The organism is Chryseobacterium echinoideorum, assembly GCF_007474535.1.
Taxonomy (GTDB): domain Bacteria; phylum Bacteroidota; class Bacteroidia; order Flavobacteriales; family Weeksellaceae; genus Chryseobacterium; species Chryseobacterium echinoideorum.
Genome location: NZ_VKNW01000002.1, coordinates 155769 through 175556 on the forward strand (window position 1 = coordinate 155769; position 19788 = coordinate 175556).

The 19788-nt window shown below is 35.5% G+C and carries 16 protein-coding genes; 2 read left to right on the plus strand and 14 right to left on the minus strand.

Going from position 1 to position 19788, the window contains the following annotated elements:
* Position 1: 1 nt before the first annotated feature.
* On the plus strand, positions 2-2188 hold the full coding sequence (locus FOL89_RS03100) for a hypothetical protein (protein WP_144281385.1): 2187 nt from the start codon (positions 2-4) through the stop codon (positions 2186-2188).
* Between the two features lie 10 nt (positions 2189-2198).
* On the plus strand, positions 2199-2750 hold the full coding sequence (msrA, locus tag FOL89_RS03105; RefSeq protein ID WP_144281386.1) for a peptide-methionine (S)-S-oxide reductase MsrA: 552 nt from the start codon (positions 2199-2201) through the stop codon (positions 2748-2750).
* A gap of 162 nt (positions 2751-2912) precedes the next feature.
* Here msrA and FOL89_RS03110 read toward each other — a convergent pair whose 3' ends face one another.
* The 14 genes from FOL89_RS03110 to mraZ form a co-directional block, all read right to left on the minus strand.
* Positions 2913-3359, minus strand: a complete 447-nt coding sequence (locus FOL89_RS03110; RefSeq protein WP_144281387.1) for a GatB/YqeY domain-containing protein — start codon at positions 3357-3359, stop codon at positions 2913-2915.
* A gap of 115 nt (positions 3360-3474) precedes the next feature.
* On the minus strand, positions 3475-5367 hold the full coding sequence (ftsZ, locus tag FOL89_RS03115; RefSeq protein WP_144281388.1) for a cell division protein FtsZ: 1893 nt from the start codon (positions 5365-5367) through the stop codon (positions 3475-3477).
* A gap of 80 nt (positions 5368-5447) precedes the next feature.
* On the minus strand, positions 5448-6830 hold the full coding sequence (gene ftsA / locus FOL89_RS03120) for a cell division protein FtsA (protein ID WP_144281389.1): 1383 nt from the start codon (positions 6828-6830) through the stop codon (positions 5448-5450).
* Positions 6831-6852: 22 nt separating this feature from the next.
* The gene (locus tag FOL89_RS03125; RefSeq protein ID WP_144281390.1) at positions 6853-7797 is read right to left on the minus strand and encodes a cell division protein FtsQ/DivIB; all 945 of its coding nucleotides are present in this window, start codon (positions 7795-7797) and stop codon (positions 6853-6855) included.
* A gap of 68 nt (positions 7798-7865) precedes the next feature.
* Positions 7866-9221, minus strand: a complete 1356-nt coding sequence (gene murC, locus FOL89_RS03130; protein ID WP_144281391.1) for a UDP-N-acetylmuramate--L-alanine ligase — start codon at positions 9219-9221, stop codon at positions 7866-7868.
* A 164-nt stretch (positions 9222-9385) separates the two neighbouring features.
* Positions 9386-10483, minus strand: a complete 1098-nt coding sequence (gene murG, locus FOL89_RS03135) for an undecaprenyldiphospho-muramoylpentapeptide beta-N-acetylglucosaminyltransferase (RefSeq protein ID WP_144281392.1) — start codon at positions 10481-10483, stop codon at positions 9386-9388.
* Between the two features lie 12 nt (positions 10484-10495).
* Complete coding sequence (locus FOL89_RS03140; protein WP_144281393.1) at positions 10496-11734, minus strand: FtsW/RodA/SpoVE family cell cycle protein; 1239 nt, start codon at positions 11732-11734, stop codon at positions 10496-10498.
* A 50-nt stretch (positions 11735-11784) separates the two neighbouring features.
* Positions 11785-13113, minus strand: coding sequence for a UDP-N-acetylmuramoyl-L-alanine--D-glutamate ligase (murD, locus tag FOL89_RS03145; protein ID WP_144281394.1), 1329 nt, complete (start codon positions 13111-13113; stop codon positions 11785-11787).
* A gap of 81 nt (positions 13114-13194) precedes the next feature.
* Positions 13195-14436 carry a phospho-N-acetylmuramoyl-pentapeptide-transferase gene (gene mraY, locus FOL89_RS03150; RefSeq protein WP_144281395.1) on the minus strand — a complete coding sequence of 414 codons (1242 nt, stop codon included), beginning with the start codon at positions 14434-14436 and terminating at the stop codon, positions 13195-13197.
* 39 nt (positions 14437-14475) lie between these two features.
* A complete protein-coding gene (locus FOL89_RS03155; RefSeq protein WP_144281396.1) occupies positions 14476-15936 on the minus strand; it encodes a UDP-N-acetylmuramoyl-L-alanyl-D-glutamate--2,6-diaminopimelate ligase in 1461 nt (486 codons plus the stop codon).
* Between the two features lie 15 nt (positions 15937-15951).
* On the minus strand, positions 15952-17943 hold the full coding sequence (locus FOL89_RS03160) for a penicillin-binding transpeptidase domain-containing protein (RefSeq protein WP_144281397.1): 1992 nt from the start codon (positions 17941-17943) through the stop codon (positions 15952-15954).
* Entirely contained in the window at positions 17927-18292 is a 366-nt protein-coding gene (locus tag FOL89_RS03165; RefSeq protein ID WP_144281398.1) for an FtsL-like putative cell division protein, read from the minus strand. Before FOL89_RS03165 ends, FOL89_RS03160 begins: the two co-directional genes overlap by 17 nt.
* A 94-nt stretch (positions 18293-18386) precedes the next feature.
* Positions 18387-19280, minus strand: coding sequence for a 16S rRNA (cytosine(1402)-N(4))-methyltransferase RsmH (rsmH, locus tag FOL89_RS03170; RefSeq protein ID WP_144281399.1), 894 nt, complete (start codon positions 19278-19280; stop codon positions 18387-18389).
* Positions 19281-19302: 22 nt separating this feature from the next.
* Entirely contained in the window at positions 19303-19761 is a 459-nt protein-coding gene (mraZ, locus tag FOL89_RS03175; protein WP_144281400.1) for a division/cell wall cluster transcriptional repressor MraZ, read from the minus strand.
* Between the last annotated feature and the right edge of the window lie 27 nt (positions 19762-19788).

Sequence of the window (19788 nt, forward strand, 5' to 3'; positions counted from 1 at the left end):
AATGAATAACAGAGTTTTAGAATTATTAAAAAATCCAAAAATCATTCAGTCAGAAGATTTGAGTCTTTTGAAAGAGGAAATTAATTCTTCCCCGTATATTCAGAATATACGTGCACTTCATCTTTATGGAGTTCACCTTTTTGATAGAGAAAATTATCAGAAAGAATTATCTACTACAGCAGCCTACACTACGGATAAGAAAATTCTTTATCAGCTGATTAATGGTAAATTACAGCAAAAGCCGTTAATTCAAAATGTAAAAGAAGAAGAAACGAAGCCTGTTGAAAATGATAACGGAATAGGTCAACTAAAACATGATTATGAAGCTGTTTCCCAAGATCTTATCGCTCCGAAGCCTGAGATTAAACCTGTTTTTGTAAACGGAGAAAGAAACCGAATTTTATATGAGGGTGAAGAAAATTTCCTGGGTGAAGAAAATTCTGAAACTATTGATCTGGAATCTACACTAGAATCCGGAGTAATCGTTACCCAAAAAAAAGAGGTATCCTCAGAAATTCAAAATACAGACGAAGAAATTCTTCAAGCAAATAATTTAGAGGAAAATCAAACAGCTTCCATCCAGTTAGATTCAAAAATACCTGAAACTTTATCTTCCCAAGAAGAAAAAATAGAAGAAAATCAGCAGGAAATCAGTGCTTTGGAAAATGAAACTGAACCAGTTGCAGAAAATCTGAATATAGAGACAGTTATTGACGAAGATACAATTGATTCAGAGAAAGCTTCGGATAAAATAAAGGATGAATCAGAATTAAGTTTTCTGAAAATAGAATCTTTTGAGCCTGGAAATGAAGAAGGAGAAGAAAATCAGCAGGAAATCAGTCCTTTAGAAAATGAAACCGAGCCAGTTGCAGAAAATCTGAATATAGAAACAGTTATTAACGAAGATACAATTGATTCAGAGAAAGCTTCAGAAAAAATAAAGGATGAATCAGAATTAAGTTTTCTGAAAATTGAATCTTTTGACCCTGAAAATGAATCAGAATCAGAAAGTATATCTGAAAAAATTGATCGCAAGAATGAATCAAACGAGATTCTAAATCCGGAAATCATCATTAATGAAGACAAAATTGAAACCCCTAAAATTGCCGAACAAATAAATGATGACACTCAGCTGAGTTTTCACGGAACAGAGTCTTTTTTTCCTGATGTGAAAATTGAGACTTCACATCCTGAAACTCAGGTAAAAATGGAGACTTCTAAATCTTCTGTAAATAAATATGAAGAAGAAATGAGACGTCTTATTGAAGAAGTTGAAAAGAAGATGAAATCACAGAAGCAGGAAAGTGCAGCTGAAATGGCAAAAGATGAAGAAGAGCATTCGGGAAGTGAGATCAGTTTTGCAGAAACACAGGATTTTGTTGTTGATAAAAAACAGAAAGAAGATAAAATAACTGCAGATGATGAACAAAATATTTCACAAAAAATAAATAATGATGAGGTAGAACCGGAAATTGCAAATTCCACATGGAAACCGATGAATTTTGAAAATAATCTTCCCGATGCTTTATTAAAACAAAATAATAAAACTGAAGAAGTCTCAGTAAAAGAATCTGAAACTGTGAAGAATCTGGAATCTGTTGAAGCTGAGCCTGAAGAGCAAAAAAAAGGTTTTGAAACTGATATAGAAAACGAAGCAGCCATTGAAGAAACCACGATAACGGAGGACGAAGGTGAGAAGGAGGAAGTTCCTGTAATGAATGTGTCTTTTTTCGGATCGGAAATTTCAAGTTTGCTGATTAATAAGGAAAATAAAACGCCAAAGGGGGAAACAGAAAAAGATATAAGTGCTTCTGAAACTCCTGAAAAAGCTCTGGCAGACAGTAATGTTCCCGGATTTATCAATACCTGGCAAAACTGGCTGAAAATTGATCGTACAGAAGAAATTCTGAAAGAAAAAGCTGTAATAAAAACTAAAGTAATTGAGTCTTTCATTGAAAACAATCCTAAAATCAGCCAGCTGAAAGATGAAGTTAATTTTGTTGTGAAAGAGAAAACTGATGATATTTCACATCTGATGACGGAAACTCTTGCCAATTTGTATGTTGAACAAAAGCTTTATACAAAAGCGATCAATGCTTTTCAGATTTTAATAGGTAAACATCCTCAAAGGAAAGATTATTTTGAAGCTAAAATTCAGGAAATAAAAGACAGCAGAGGAAAAAATTAATATATTTAAAATGGATAATGTGAAACAAATTACATTTGGTGGAGGTTGTTTTTGGTGTGTTGAAAATTGTTTTAATATGCTTAACGGTGTTATTTCTGCTGTTTCCGGATATTCAGGAGGTGATAAAGATCATCCGACTTATGAAGAAGTTTGTACAGGAGAAATAGGTCACGCAGAAGTCGTTCAGATTACTTATAATGCTGATGTGATTTCGTATGAACAGTTGATGGATGTTTTCTTTTTTCTGCATGATCCTACACAGCTCAACAGACAGGGAAACGACATTGGAACCCAGTACCGGTCAGTAATTTTTTATAAAGATGAAGAGGAGAAAGCAAAAGCAGAAGAAGCTATTGAGATATCAAAAAAAACAGAAAGATGGGAGGGAACTTATGTAACCGAGCTGTCACAACTGGAGAAATTTTGGTCTGCTGAACAATATCATCAAGGATATTATAATGAAAATCCTTTACAGCCTTATTGCAGTGCGGTTGTAGGACCGAAAATCCAGAAGTTTAAGAAGTATTTCGGAGAGCGGGGAATGCTCAGAAGTGAAGCTTAAATTTCTGTAAATTTTAAATAAATAATGAAGCCCGAAAAATAAATTTCGGGCTTCTTTAATCAAATCGATATGCAAAGGTTGAATATCCAAAAAAAATTAATGATAAATGATAAAATTTAATGCATGATGATTGCACCTGAATTATCTTCTATCAATCATGCATTATGAAAGCAGCTTTTTTGCCATCTCGGAAATACTTTTCCCATCAGATTTTCCGGCTAAATTTTTAGATGCTATTCCCATAACTTTACCTAAATCCTTCATAGATTCGGCACCAGTTTCAGCAATGATTGCTTTCATTTCCGTTTCCAGCTCTTCTGAAGAAAGCTGTTTAGGCAAAAACTGCTCAATTATTTTCATCTGAGCTTCTTCTACTTCTGCCAAGTCATTTCTTCCCTGCGCAGAAAACTGGTCATAAGAATCCTTACGCTGCTTCACCATTCTCTGAAGAATAGCAATTTCCTGCTCCGGAGAAACTTCTTTTCCCAAAGCTTCAGTTTTCAATAATAATATTTGTGATTTTACAGCGCGAAGAGAATCTAAAGCTACTTTATCTTTAGCTCTCATCGCTGTTTTTATCGCCTCGCTTATTGTTAATTCTAAACTCATATTAATTAATTTAACAATGTATCAATGTAACAATTTACCAATGAGGTACTTTAAAAAGCTCAGCATGACAGTTCGGGATTGTTACATTGGTACATTTCCACATAGCTACATTATTTTAGTCTACATCTTTATTCAAAAATCTGTTTTCTCTTATTTTCATATCTCCGTTATTATCAGAAAGATACGTGTTGATATTCTGGTCTGATGCGTTGCTTCCGTCAATAGAAATATTTTTTCTCTTAAAAGCAGGAACAGACTCAAACTCATTGGCCATATCAAAATTCTGGTAACGAGAATTGAACTCTTTCAGTTTATTTCTTCTTTCCAGAACACGCTCCTGATCTGCAGGTTTGCTGACAAAAGTAAATTCACTTTCTGTTTGACTAGGTATCTCAGTTTCAGTTTTTGGCTCTGTAATATTTTTTTGTTCTTCTTTTACTTCAAATATATTTTGAGCCTTTGGAGCGGTTTCTTCGTCTGTTTTTGTGAAAGTTTCCACCTCATTTTTGGGTTGACCAAAATCTGATTTTGGCTCGTTTACCGGCTCATTAACAGTAAAACTAAACTCTACAGGCTTTTCATCAGAATAGCTTTTTGAGAATGAATCGTTTTTTTGTTCTTCTTTTTTATCTTCAAAATCAAATGAAAATGACTGAATTTCCAAATCATTATCTCCTTCTTCGTCAAAAGAGAAAAGATTGTATGCATCATCCTGAGATTCATCGTTGTTTTTCCAGCTTTGAGCGGGATTGTCAATCGTATCTTGCTCTTTTTCAGGGGATTTTATTTCAGTTTTAACGTCTTCATCCTCAATAATCATTTTTTTTTCAGTAGAAGAAATTTTAAACTGAGGGGAATCCTGTTCTTCATCGTCTAATCTGAAAAGGTTTTTTCCGCCAAAATCATATCCATGCTCCGGAGTTGTTTCTCTTTCTTCCTTTGTTTTAAAAGGGGAAGCCTTTGGAGTATCCAAAGCATCATTCAAACCAATTCTGATTTTCTCTGTAGGACCTGCAAATTTTTTGTTGTCATTAGAGAATCCTGTAGCAATCACCAATACACTTACTGCATCGCCTAATTCTTCATCAGCGCCAACTCCGAAGATAATATCTGCTGTATTTCCGGCTTCTTTCTGGATGTAATCCATAATGATTCCGATCTCATCCATTGTAGCTTCTTCTGCACCACTTCTGATGAGTAATAGTACATTTCTTGCTCCGGTAATCTTATTGTCATTCAACAACGGAGAGTCCAATGCTTTTTTCACTGCTTCTTCCGCTTTGTTTTCGCCTGAAGCCATGCCTGTTGACATCAAAGCTGTTCCAGAATTTTGAAGAACCGATTTGGCATCACGGAAGTCAATATTTACATCAAAATAACCTGTGATTACCTCTGCCATTCCTTTAGCGGCGTTGGTTAATACCTCATCAGCTTTAGAAAAGCCTTGTTTAAAGCCTAAATTTCCAAACTGTTGTCTTAATTTATCATTATTGATAACAATTAAAGAATCAACATTATTTCTTAATTTTTCAAGACCATTTTCTGCCTGTTCCAGTCTTCTTTTTCCTTCGAAGCTGAAAGGTACGGTAACAATTCCTACAGTCAGGATGCCCATATCTTTGGCAACTTTAGCAATAACGGGAGCAGCTCCGGTTCCTGTACCACCACCCATTCCGGCAGTAATAAAAACCATTTTGGTATTCTGTCCCATAGCTGCTTTGATGTCTTCAATACTTTCGATAGCCGCTTTTTCTCCTACTTCAGGATCTGCACCGGCACCAAGACCTTCGGTAATGGTAACGCCCAACTGCACTTTATTGGATACCGGATTGTTGTCTAAAGTCTGAGCATCGGTATTACAGATCACGAAATCTACTCCGTGAATTCCTTTTTCGTACATGTGCTTCAGTGCGTTGTTACCGCCGCCTCCAACACCGATTACTTTTATAATTGATGAATTTCCTTTTGGCAAATCAAATGAAAATCCTTGTGAACCTATATTTTCCATGTCTAATTTTTTTATAATTGATAATCGATTCTGATAATTGATGAGAAAATCATTCATCGCTTATCATTCATCATTTATACTTATTCTACTTCTTCAAAGAATTTTTTTACTTTTTCCATCAAAGACTGCCCGAAAGTCGGCTTTGACTGTTTTGCAGGCTGTGACTTTATCTCCTCCTGAATCTGTTGTGGCATTACTGTAGGTCGAGAATCATCATTCTCATCCACAGCTGTCTGTATTTCTTCAGTTTTAGTTTCTGTTTTATTTTCAACAGTTTCCTCTGCAACGGGAGTTTTTTTATCACGGATCTTTAAACTTTCCATTAATAATCCGATGGAAGTAGCAAATTCCGGTCCCTTAAGATACTGATTTTTATCGTTTGCGATATATTCATTAGCAAAACCGATTCTGCTGTCAAAACCTGTGGTATAATTTGCCAGTTGACGAAGATGCTTCAGGTTTGAACCACCACCCGTCAAAACGATTCCTGCAATCAGTTTTTTCTTTTGCTCAAATGCTCCGTATGCTTTTAGTTCTGTATTGACCATCTCCAGAATTTCCTCTACTCTTGCATTGATGATCTGCGCCAAAGTTTTAAGAGAAATTTCTTTATCCGGTCTTCCGTGAAGTCCCGGAATGGTTACAAATGTACTGTCTTTTTCCAGCTCGGGAACAGCAGAACCGAACTTAACCTTTAATTGCTCGGCATGCTTTTCTATAATTGAACATCCTTCTTTAATATCTTCGGTTATAATTCCACCTCCGTAAGGAATGACGCATGTATGACGGATGATATTATCTTTAAAAATAGCAATATCTGTAGTACCACCACCAATGTCTACGATCGCAACTCCTGCTTCTTTTTCTTCTTTGGTAAGAACGGCTTCAGAAGATGCCAAAGGCTCTAAAGTAAGCGCTTCCATCTCAAGACCGGCTTCTCTTACACATCTTGCAATATTTCTGATGCTTCCCATTTGCCCAACGACAACATGAAAATTGGCTTCGAGACGTTTTCCGTGCATTCCGACAGGCTCCTGAATTTCTCCTTCAGAATCAACCTTATATTCCTGTGGTAATACATGTATAATTTCTTCGCCGGGAAGCATGACCAGTTTTTTTACCTGATCCTTTAATGCTTCAATATCATCATCCGTAATAAATTTATCCGGATGTTCACGCATAATGTAATCGGAATGCTGTAACGAGCGGATGTGTTTGCCTGCAATTCCAACCGTTACTTTTTTGATAGGAACTCCTGCACTTGATTGTGCTTCCGAAACAGCCGCCTTAATTGAGTTGATGGTCTGCGAAATATTATTCACAATACCTTTGTGAACCCCAAGACTTTTGGCTTTCCCAACACCGAGAACTTCTATTTTCCCGTGTGCATTCCTCCTTCCGACAATGGCGACAATTTTAGTTGTCCCAATGTCCAGACCTACTGAATACTCTTGATTTTCCATTGTTTATATCGATTTGATTTTTTTATTCTATTTTAATTTTTGCCTTCGTTTTCTGACTTGTTGCTGTTGTCTTTTTCTGTGTTTTCCTGACTTCTTTTGACTTTGCTGTCTGAGTTTTTACGGAGGCTGTTTTTTTAATTTCAGAGACTTTTGTCACTGGTTGTTTCTTTAATGAGGAATTTTCTGAAATTTTTGCCAGATCTTTTCCTCTTGCTTTCAGTAAACTGTCGTTTTCCTTAAAATAAGGGTTCAAAGTAGTAACAATCTGGTTTTGATATTTTACAGAAATCATACTGTATTTCTGAGAATCCTGATAAACAAGATATTTTTCTACAAAGGTTTTGAAGCCTTTTACCTTGAAATCTATATTGTCTAAATCGCCAATCTCTACTTTATAATTGCCTTCACTTGTAAGGAGATTGTAGTCATTGTTTCTATCTTTTGAAATTCCTATGAAATATTTTTTGCTGAAATCATCTTTGTCAATTTTCTCGATGAGTTCTGCAAGCTTTTGATATTCATCTTTTTTTACATCACCGGTAACCAGCATGCATGGATGAGAGTATGTTTTGGAAATTGGAAATTCTACTCCTTTTTCGTCTACATAAAAATCTCTTCCGTCTTTATTTAATCTGAAAACAGGAACTCTCTGTTTAATATCCAGATTTAATTTTCCATTGAGATTCAGGTAAACATTCGCACTGTCTACAGCGGGAAGCGTATTGATTTTCTTTTCCAGCTCAGGAATGTTTAGATCTCCTACTTTTCGTGAAGGATTCTCTTTATTCACAATCTCACGGATGTCTTTTTCATCAATAAAATAAACCGGCGTTTTTTCATTCATTTTTACAGAAATCTTATTGTCGGTAATCTTTTGCCCGCTGAATTTCTTCAAAGAGAAACTCAACAGAAATCCGAGGATGATTACTGTGATGACAATTTTTAATATTCTGTATTTATTTTTCATTATTTTAAGATGATAGATTTTAGATGCCAGATTTCAGACATTTAAAATTGTTTTAATTTTATTTTTAATTATTTACTACTTAGCCACTCACAAATAGGATCGTACAACGTATCTATATTTCCTGCTCCTACCGTAAGAAGAATATCAAAATCTTTTTCTTTTATTTTATTAAAAGATTCACCTAATGTTGAAACTTCTTTTTTATCTAATTTCACTTTTTCCAATAACCAGTCTGAAGTAATTTCTTCAAAATTTTCCTGAAGTTCTCTTGCAGGATAAATATCCAATAAAATCAGCTCATCTCCTTTACTTAAGCTTTCTGCAAAACCATCCGAAAAATCTTTGGTTCTGCTGAATAAATGCGGCTGGAAAACTATCAGAAGCCTTTTCTCCGGATTGAATGTTCTCACCGAATCTATCACAGCATTAAGCTCTGTAGGATGATGTGCATAATCATCAATGTAGATCTTTCCGCTGTCGAAAATATGTTTTGTATATCTTCTTTTGATTCCTTTAAAAGAAGATATTCCTTTTTTAAGGATTTCAAAATCAACTCCTAAATTATTCAGAATCGCAATAGCTACCGTTGCATTTTCTACATTATGCGTTCCGGGAATCAGCCATGCAAATTCTTCTTTCTTGCCGTTATGATGAAAATCAAACATCATCCATCCGTCAACAATGTGCAAATTGTCTGCATAATAATCGGCTTTTTCGTTTACGGCATAGGTGAGATGCGGTCTCCCGATTTCGATTCCTTTTCTTACAAAAAGCTGTTGGTCTTCCGGAACTAAAGCTGCAAACTGTCTGAATCCTTCTTCAATGGTATTTTTATCGCCGTAAATATCCAGATGATCGGCATCTGTGGATGTTATTACTGCCCAATCAGGAGAGAGATTGAGGAAGCTTCTGTCATATTCGTCTGCTTCTACAACTGAATATTTTTTTCCGTTGTACAGAAAATTTGATTTAAAATTCTCTGAAATTCCACCTAAAAAACATGAAAAAGGCAAATCTGCTTCTTTACACAAATGAGAAACCAAAGTAGATGTTGTTGTTTTTCCATGGGTTCCGGCAACTGCGATACAATCTGTGTTCTCTGTAATTAACCCTAAAACTTTTGCACGTTTTAAGACTTCAAATCCATTTTCATTAAAATAATCTAAGATTTCCAGCTTTTTAATGGCCGGAGTATAAATTACCAATGTATCTGCTTTCTGAAGCGTTGTAATTTTTTCATCAATAATATCTTCAAAAACAATATCAATTCCTTCGCTCATCAGAGTTTGTGTGAGTTTGGTATTGGTTTTATCATAGCCCAATACATTTTTGCCCGAAGCATGGAAATATCGCGCCAAAGCACTCATTCCTATACCTCCGATTCCCACGAAGTAAAAATTTTGATATGTATTTAAATTGTTCATTTTATATTATTTGAGATTTGAAGTTTGAGATTGCTTATAACAGTCTCATTACCATTTTTTCTCTTTTTTCTCTAAATTTTGCTTTGTCATTCCGGGGAATGAGAAATCTCAATATGGAGATTCTTCACTTCGTTCCGCTGCATTCAGAATGACATCTGTAATACTTATTTTATCATTTTAAAAATCTCATCTACAATTTCTCTTGCTGCATTAGGCTTTGCAAAATATTTCAAGTTTTGAGACATTTCCTTTCTTACATTTTCATTTTCACATATTTCTGAAAGAGTATTCCAGAATTTTTCCTTCATTTCAGAATCCTTTACCATTCTGGCTGCTTTTTTTTCGACCAGATTCATCGCATTTTTGGTTTGGTGATCTTCTGCTGCAAATGGAAACGGAATCAGAAGTACAGGTTTTTGAGCTACTGCCAATTCTGAAATGGCAATAGCACCCGCTCTGGAAACTATAATATCTGCTGCCGAATAAGCCAAAGCCATATCAGAGATAAATTCTCGAATTTGGATGGATGCATGATGCTGAATATTGGATGTTATCTCAGCAAAATCCAACTTTCCGGTTTGCCAGATGAGTTGATAATCCTTTTCTTTTATTTTGTCTAAATTGTCCTTCCATCCGTTATTTAAAGTTCTTGAACCCAAAGAACCACCAACTGAAAGAATGGTAAGTTTATTCTTTTCCAAGCCTAATTTTTCTTTAGCCAAATCTTTGTCAATCAGATCTGTAATAATATTCTGACGAATAGGGTTTCCTAAGAAATAAGTTTTGGTTCCTGAGAAAAATTTTTCCATATCCGGATAAGCTGTGAAAATAGCTTTAGCTTTTTTTCCGTTGGCTGTATTTGTTTTACCAGGAAGAGAATTCTGCTCCTGAATAAAAGTCGGAATTCCCATTTTTGCAGCCATAAACAAAGCCGGTCCGCTTGCAAAACCTCCTGTTCCTATTGCGAAATCTGGTTTAAATTTCTTGATGACTTTTTTGGCTTTCAGCAAACTTGAGATAAGCTTAAAAGGCAAACCTATATTTTTCAGCAAATTTCCTCTGTCGAAACCTGCAATATTTAATCCTTCAATTCTGTAGCCTGACTGAGGAACTTTTTCCATTTCCATTTTGCCGTTGGCTCCGATGAACAAAAATTCTGCATGAGGAAATCTTTTTTTGATTTCATCTGCAATAGCGATTGCCGGGAAGATATGCCCTCCTGTTCCGCCGCCGCTTAATAAAATTTTTAATTTTTTGTTCATAATTATTTATCTCTATGCAATGTCGTTTATTTCAGCAATACTTTGCTTTTTGCCCATTCCTTCTTCATCGTAAATTTGTATCCTGGAACTGATGTTTAAAATAATTCCTAATTGGATGTAGGTGACCAACATAGAGGTTCCTCCATAACTAATCAGTGGTAGTGGCTGCCCGGTAACCGGAATCAGATTAACAGCTACGGCAATATTTACCGCCAACTGGATAAAAATCATCACACCGAGACTAAGAACGAGTAAAGAACCGAAAAATGCGGGCATTTTACTGGCTATCATTACAATTCTTACCACCATAATGAGATACATACTGATGAGAAATCCAGCTCCTATTAAGCCATATTCTTCAACAATTACTGCAAAAATAAAATCGGATGCAGATTGTGGCAGCATTTGTTTTAAAGCAGATTTCCCAGGTCCCATTCCGGTAATTCCACCATGAACGATGGCGGCTTTCGCCTGCATTACCTGATAATTTTTTGCCTTTATACTTTCATCATCTACATCGGCAGATTTTGCTTTACTTGAAGTAAATGTTTCGATACGGCTCATCCATGTATGAACACGGTTGCCACCAATTAAGTTGGTATTTAAAGCAACCAGTAAAAACAAAACAATAGCAACAAACGAAGCAGATATAAACCCTGCAATATACTTCCAATGAAGTTGTCCAATAACCAGAACAATTACAGAAACCATTAAAATCATCAAAGCCGTGGAACCATTATCTTTTGCAACCAATACAAAAACCAGAAGAATTGGTCCGAAAATGTACATTATATTCTCAATTGGAAGTCTTTCTCTCGTTATTTTTTTGGTTAAATATCTGCACAGATAAATAATCAGCATTAAAAAAGCAAATGACGAAGGCTGAAACGAAATGGGTGTCCCGGGAATTTTCAACCATCTTGAGGCACTCGCTCCGTCGATAGTTTGTCCTGTAAACATTGTGATGATCAGTAAAATAATCATTAAACCAAGCATGATACTGCTGAGTTTACCCATGTATTCATATTTTACAGTTCCTACCAATCTCATGATTCCCAGTCCTAAGACTACAAAAAACATGTGTTTCATTACGTGACCGGTTGTGGTTCCGTTATTCACAATATATTCCAGATTTGAGCTTGCAGAATACACCGGGAAAATGGAGAAAATGGAGATCACAAGAATGACCATCCAAAGTACCTTATCGCCCTTTAGAAATTCAAATCTGCTTTCTGTAATCTGTTCGTTCATATTATTAAATAAATAATGAAAAATTCTTTTTCACTTTTAACTATTCATTGTTAATTCTTTAGCACCTGCTCTTTAAACTGTTTTCCTCTGTCTTCGTAGCTTTTAAATAAATCAAAACTTGCGCAGCACGGTGAAAGTAAGACCGTATCTCCCTTTTTAGCAATAGCTTTTGATATTTCTACTGCGCTTTCCATACTTGAGGTATTGTATATAATGTCTTTTTTATCTTTGAAAAAATCAATAATCTTCTGGTTATCAATTCCGAGACAAACAACTGCTTTTACTTTTCTTTTAACTAAATCTTCTATTTCGGTATAGTCATTTCCTTTGTCTACTCCGCCGACAATCCATACGGTTGGATTTTTCATGCTTTCTAAGGCATAATATGCCGCATTCACATTGGTTGCTTTGCTGTCGTTAATGTATTTAACGCCATCAATTTCAGTTACAAATTCCAGTCTGTGTTCAACTGCCTGAAAAGTCATCAATGAGTTTCTTATACTTTCATTATTGATTTCCAGTATTTTACCTGCGATTGAAGCGGCTAGGCTGTTGGCAACATTATGATTTCCTAATAAAGAAAGTTCATCAATTTTCATTGATAGCTCATCTTTCAGCTTAACTACAATTTTATCTTCCTCAATGAAACCTCCTTCCGATAATTTTTCGTGCGTTGAAAAAGGAATCATTTTAGCCTTTACTTCAAACTTTTCGAGAATGTTTTTACTCATTTCATCGTCCTTGTTGTAGATGAAAAAATTGTCATTCTCCTGATTTTCAGTTATTCTGAATTTGGCTAATGCATACTCTTCGTAGTTGTAATTGTACTGATCCAAATGATCTTTAGACAGATTTAGCAACAAAGAGATATACGGTCTGAAATTCTGAATATCATCTAATTGAAAAGAGCTTACCTCCAAAACATAATATTCATAGTTTTCATCGGCAACCTGCTTTGCAAAACTAAAGCCGATGTTTCCGCCGAGACCTACATTTAATCCGTCATTTTTCAGTATGTAATAGATCAGGGACGTTGTTGTTGTTTTTCCGTTGCTTCCTGTAATGGCGATGATTTTGGCATCGGTAAATTCAGAGGCAAATTCAATTTCAGAAGAAAGCCTGATTCCTTTCTCGTGAATTTTATGGATGATGTCTGCTTTTTTCGGAATTCCCGGGCTTTTTACAATCCAGTCAGCATTGAGAATTCTTTCTTCATCATGATTTTCCTCCTCAAATTCAATCTCATTTTCCAATAAAAATTGTTTGTAGTGATCTTTAATGGCAGATCTGTCTGAAAGAAAAACTTCCAAGCCTTTCTTTTTCGCCAAATAAGCAGCACCACAACCGCTTTCTCCTCCTCCTAAAACAACTATTTTCATATCATTTTATATTTAATGATTAAAAGATTTAGATCATTTAAGAATTTTAAATACTTTAAATCTTTCAATTTTAAATTGATTTTATCTCATCTTCAATGTAATGAGACATACGATTGCCAGCATAACTCCAATGATAATCATTCTGTTAACGATTTTACTTTCGTGAAATCCTTCTTTCTGATAATGATGATGCAAGGGTGACATTTTAAACAATCTGTTGTTTTGGGCATATTCAATCCCAAATTTTCTTTTTCTATATTTAAAAACAGCTACCTGAAGCATTACCGAAATGTTTTCTATCAGAAAAATTCCGCAAAGTACAGGAATCATCAGTTCTTTTCTTAATATAATGGCTAAAACGGCAATCACTCCGCCCAACATAAGGCTTCCCGTATCACCCATGAAAACCTGAGCCGGATATGTATTATACCAAAAAAATCCGATGACCGCTCCCACCATTGCGACTGCAAAAATGGTAGTTTCACCCATATTCGGAAGAAACATGATGTTGAGGTAATCTGCAAAAATGATATTTCCTGAAACATAAGCAAAAAACGCCAATGCAAGGAGAATAATTGTACTGGTTCCTGCGGCAAGACCATCAATTCCGTCGGTAATATTAGCTCCATTGGAAACAGCGGTTACAATGAATATCACAATCGGGATAAATACCACCCAAGCCCATTCGTGAGCATCTTCGTCATTCATCCAAAATAGAAAACCGCTGTAATCGAATTCGTTATTTTTAGTGAATGGAACTGTAGAAACGGTGATATTTTCGGTTGGCATAAAGTTTTGCTCTACATTGTTTCTGTTGACTACTTTTGCATCTGCATATTTTCTCTTTACCGTAATATCAGAATGGAAATACATTGTAACTCCGACAATTAACCCCAAACCAACTTGTCCTATTATCTTAAATTTTCCGCTTAAGCCGTCTTTGTTTTTTTTAATTTTCTTTAAATAATCATCTAAAAAACCAATAGCTCCCATCCACAAAACGGTTACAAGCAAAAGGATAATATAAATATTGGTAATTCTTGTAAACAGCAAAACCGGAATAATGGTTGCCAAAATAATGATGAGACCACCCATTGTAGGAGTTCCTTCTTTTTGTTTCTGACCATCCAAACCAAGATCACGAACCAATTCGCCCATCTGTTTTGCTCTGAGATAATTGATGATTCTCTTTCCGTATACCAAAGCAATGGTAAGAGAAAGCAAAACTGCCATTCCTGCACGGAACGAGATATACCTCAGCATTCCGAGACCGGGAATGTGAATTCCGTGATTGGTTAAATATTCATATAGGTAGTATAGCATTTAGTTCAAAGTTTATGGTTTAAGATTTAATGCTTAAATTTACTTGCTCATCAGCTTCCAAAGCTCATTAATTATTTCTTTATCATCAAAATGATGTTTTACACCATCAATTTCCTGATAATTTTCGTGACCTTTTCCAGCAACGAGGATAATATCTTTTGGCTCGGCAAATTTTATTGCCATTTTTATCGCTTCTTTTCTGTCGGGAATCGAAGTATATTTACTGAAATTCTGAGGTTCAACACCTGCTTCAATTTCTTTTATAATTGCATTCGGGTCTTCCGTTCGCGGATTGTCTGAAGTGATGATCGCCAACGTAGATTTCTTTGTCGCAATATTTCCCATTTCTGGTCTTTTTGAGTGATCTCTATCGCCCCCGCAACCGAAAACTGTGATTAGCCTTTCGTTTTTTGTTCTGATGTCATTAATGCTGTCTAAAACATTTTCTAATGCATCGGGAGTGTGAGCGTAATCTACAATAAAGAAAATTCCGCCGTCTGATTTGAAGGTTTCAAACCTTCCGTTTACTCTTTTTAGTCTGCTGATTGCCTGAAGAATTTCATCGTGTTCAAAACCCAATTCAGAAGCAACCCCGAAAACCAACAAAAGGTTATAAACATTGAATTTTCCCGTTAATGTAGTCCAGAATTCTTTTCCGTTGAAATTAAGCAGCATTCCGTTGAAATCAACTTCCAGAAGTCTTCCGTGATAATCTGCCATAGTTTTCAAAGCATAAGATCTTTTCTGTGCTTTTGTATTCTGAAGCATTACATTTCCGTTTTTATCGTCAATGTTGGTAATGGCAATAGCTTCATCATTTAATTCATCAAAAAACCTTTTTTTAGTTTTAAGATATTCCTCGAAAGTTTTATGATAATCTAAATGATCGTGTGTAAGATTGGTAAAACCTGCAACTTTGAAATGTAAACCTTCAATTCTGTTTTGGGCAATCCCGTGAGAGCTTACTTCCATAAAGGCAAATTCACAACCTGCATCAACTGCTTCAGCTAAAATTTTATTGATGGTAATAACGTCCGGAGTGGTATGTGTTGCAGGAATAACCTCATCACCAATCCTGATCTCAACTGTTGAAAGAAGAGCTGAGCTATATCCTAAATTTTTAAAGACATCAAAAAGTAGAGTAGAGACAGACGTTTTGCCGTTGGTTCCGGTTACACCGATTAATTTTAAATTTTCAGAAGGATTCCCGTAAAAATTAGAAGCCAGCCTTCCTAAAGTTTTTGAAGAATCTTTTACTTTTACATAAGTTACATTTCCGGCTAAATTTTCAGGAAACTCTTCACAAACTATTGTTTTTGCTCCTTTTTCAATTGAAGATGCAATAAATGAATGTCCATTCACAACGGTTCCTCTCATTGCAATATACAAAGAGTTCTCTGTCGCCTTTCTGCTGTCGAAAACCAAATCGGAAATCTCACGGTTTTGATTACCACGAATTTCTATTACCGGAATTCTGTTTAATAAATCATTTAACTGCATTTTCTTATGCTTTATTTAGTTTTGAAGAGATAAATAAATTCTCTGGTTTTTACTAATATTTGTCCCTTCCAGCGGAAACTGCTCTTTTATCCTACCAACCCCTTTAAAATCTATTCTGTATCCTAAATTTTCAAGCTGCGGAATTACATTTTTCCCGATTAATCCCACCACATTTGGCATTTTTTTATTGGTTACAACCACTTTTACATTAGGTTCCACCATTTTATTCAGATTAACCTTTTTATCAACAAGCATTTCTTTTTCAATATTTTGCGGTGTCTTCAGGAAGGTTTTACCAGCTATTTCTTTAAAGACCGGTGCAGATACGGTTCCCCCATAAAATCCTTTGGAAACATTAGGCTCGCTAATCATCACATAGCAAGTGTATTTAGGATTGTCTGCCGGATAAAAACCGGCAAATGAAGCTCTGTATTTCATCGGACCAGGCAACCAATATTCAAATCTTGCGGTTCCTGTTTTTCCTGCCATTCTTAAATTAGGCGTGAAAATACTTTTTGCGGTTCCTTTTTCTACTGCTTTTGTTAGGGCGCTGGTCATCATTTTAATAGCTTTTTCAGATGCCATTTTGCTTACCATTACTTCCGGTTTCGCATTATACAGTACCTTACCGTCTTTCATTATCTTATCAATAAATAAAGGCTTCAGCATTTTGCCTCCGTTAGCTACTCCGTTGTAAAATGTGGTGAGCTGTAGAAGATTAAAATTACTTGCATATCCAAAAGATGTGGAGGCAAAAGTTCCTTTACTCCATTTTTTATGCTCTGGAGTATACACAAATGGTTTTGTAATACCGGGAAGCTCAATATCCATTTTGTCGAGCATTTTCCATCTTTTTAAATGATCAAGGAAAATACTTGGCTTATCACCATAAAATTTTGTAATTAATTTAGCGGTGCCTACATTACTTGATTTAGCCAAAACATCACTAATATCGTAGGTTCCGTGACCATGTCCGTCGCTGATTCTTTGTCCGGCATACACCCACACCCCGTTTCCGATATCTACTGTTGTATTCTCGTCAATAAATCCGTCATCCATTGCTGCTAAAAGCGAAACCGTTTTAAAGGTAGAACCTGGTTCGATACCATCTTTCAGCGCATAGTTATAGGAATCTGTATAAGTTCCGTCTTCGGTTTTGGTTAAATTAACCAAGGCTTTTACCTTTCCCGTTGAGACTTCCATTACGATTACTGTCCCATGTTTTGCTTCGAAATTAATCAATTGTTTTTCTAATGCTGAATGTGCTATATCCTGGATTCTTAGATCTAAAGTAGTATATACATCCTGTCCGTCTGTAGGTTCGTTTACTTTCCAATAATCAATTGGTTTCCATTGGGAAGAATTCACTCTTTGTTCTAATCTGCTTCCGTCTGTTCCCGTAAGGTATTTAGAGAAAGCACCTTCAAGACCTGAGCTGTATTTGCCACGATCCATTCCGATGGTTCCTGACCCGATTTCTGTGGTTGCAAGTTCACGCTTATAATTACGGTCAACAATAAAACCTCCTTTATTTTTTCCTTTTCGGAAAATCGGAAAATTTCTGATTCTGTCATACTGGTCAAAATCAAGACCTTTTACCAGAGTGTAATATTGATTTTTTTTCTTTCTCTGCTCATCAAATCTTTTTCTGAAATCAGCTCTTGGCTTTCCGAACATTTTGCTTAAAGAGTCAGTAAGGGCTCCGATATTATTGCTATAAACGGTATCTTTTATGGTTTTGAAATCAAGATAAATATCATATCTCATCACTGTTGTTGCCAATATGGAACCATCTGATGCGTATAAATTTCCTCTTGCTGCCTTCAAAGTAGCTGTTCTGTAATTATTGTTGATATAGTCATCTTTAATTTCCTGAACATTAGTATTTTGAAGAATAATGATTCTTCCCAAAAACATGACAAAAACGCATAGAGCGACCACTGCAAAAAGGTATCCCCATCGCAGCGTTTTTTTTCGCTTGTTATCGTAATCATTTTGTTTTTGCATCAGTACTGTCTAATTTTATTAACAATTTATGTGGATGGTTTTCCAGCGGTATTAATGAATCTGCAGCTACTTCTTTTCCCAGCTGAGATTCCATTTTTACTTTTATTAATTTACTTTGAGCAAATGCATTTCTTGATTTGTACTCTTCTGTCTGTTCTTTTAGTGCGTTGACAATTTTAATTTTTTTATTAACCAGATGATTGCTGTAAATCATTGCCATCATTAAAACAAAAAGCAGCAGAAAGTACTTGTAGTACATCTTTAGCTCATCCCGATTGAGGAAATTTCCCTTTACAATATCTATAAAGGTGAGCTTCTTCTGAGGTTTGTATGTTGTTCTTTTTGCCACAGCTTTTTTAATGTCAATTTGCTTTGCAGTGAATTTGCTTTGTTGTCAATTGTCAATTTTAAAAATTCACTACTGACAATTCACTCGTTTACCTTTACAATTTTATTCCTGTTCTCATTTTTGCACTTCTGGCTCTTGAGTTTTCTTCAATTTCCTTGTCATCAGGAATTATCGCTTTACTTTTTACCAGTTCAAATGCTTTTTTATAATTTCCGTAAATATCTCTTTCCGGTTCGCCTTCAAACATTCCGTTTTTCAAAAATCTTTTTACAAGACGGTCTTCAAGAGAGTGATAAGAAATCACGACAAGTCTTCCTCCCGGTTTTAAAATATTATATGACTGTACCAGCATTTCTTTCAGAACTTCCAATTCCTGATTAACCTCAATTCTTATTGCCTGAAACAGCTGGGCATAAAATTTATTTACTTTATGAGGCGGAAGGTAACTGAACAGTTTTTTCAGATCTTCGGTAGTTTCTATTGTTTTTGATTTCCTGTGATGAACGATGTCACGTGCCAGTTTTCTAGCCTCTCTGAGTTCGCCATAATAATAAAAAATATCTGCTAAAGCTTCTTCGTCATATTCGTTGATAACTTTTTTAGCGTCAAGACTTTGCATTACGTTCATCCGCATGTCAAGCGGAGCATTACTTCTGGTAGAAAAACCTCTTTCAGCTTCATCAAACTGATGTGAAGAAACGCCGAGATCAGCCAGAACTCCATCCACCTGAGAAACGCTGTACATCAGCAGAGAATTTTCCAGAAATCTGAAATTTTGGTTGATGAGCGTAAATCTTTCGTCATTAAAAGAATTTTCAAGTGCATCAAGGTCTTGGTCAAAGGCGTATAATTTTCCTTTTCCAGAAAGGCGGCTTACAATTTCACGGGAATGCCCACCACCACCAAAGGTGCAGTCCACGTATATTCCGTCAGGATTCGTCACCAAATCGTCCACACTTTGCTTCAATAAAACGGGGTTGTGATACATTCTGTATTTGTGTTTACATTAATTATTCTTCATCAAAAGCTCCCATTACATCTTCTGCCAGATTGGCAAAATCTTCTTCATTAGTTGCTATTACTTTTTCATAAGCTTCCTTATCCCAGATTTCAAAAAGTTCTCCGGCACTTGTGACAACAACATCTTTTGTAAGATGGGCAAAAGAGGTAAGGTCTTTAGAAACCTGCAGTCTTCCGGCGGTATCAAGCTCTACCATTTTTACTCCTGCAGTAAACATTCGGATAAAATCTGCATTTTTTTTGATGAATCTATTCAGTTTGTTAATCTTTTCCATCAGTTTATCCCAGGCTTTCATAGGATAAACTTCAAGACATGGTTGAAACACAGAGCGTTTTACCACAAAGGTTTTATCCTCAAAGTTCTCCATCTGCTTGATAAGCGATGAAGGCACTTTCAGGCGACCCTTGTCGTCTATTTTGCACTCGTATGTTCCAATGAAATTTCTCATTTGGGACAAAATTAGAAATATTTTTCC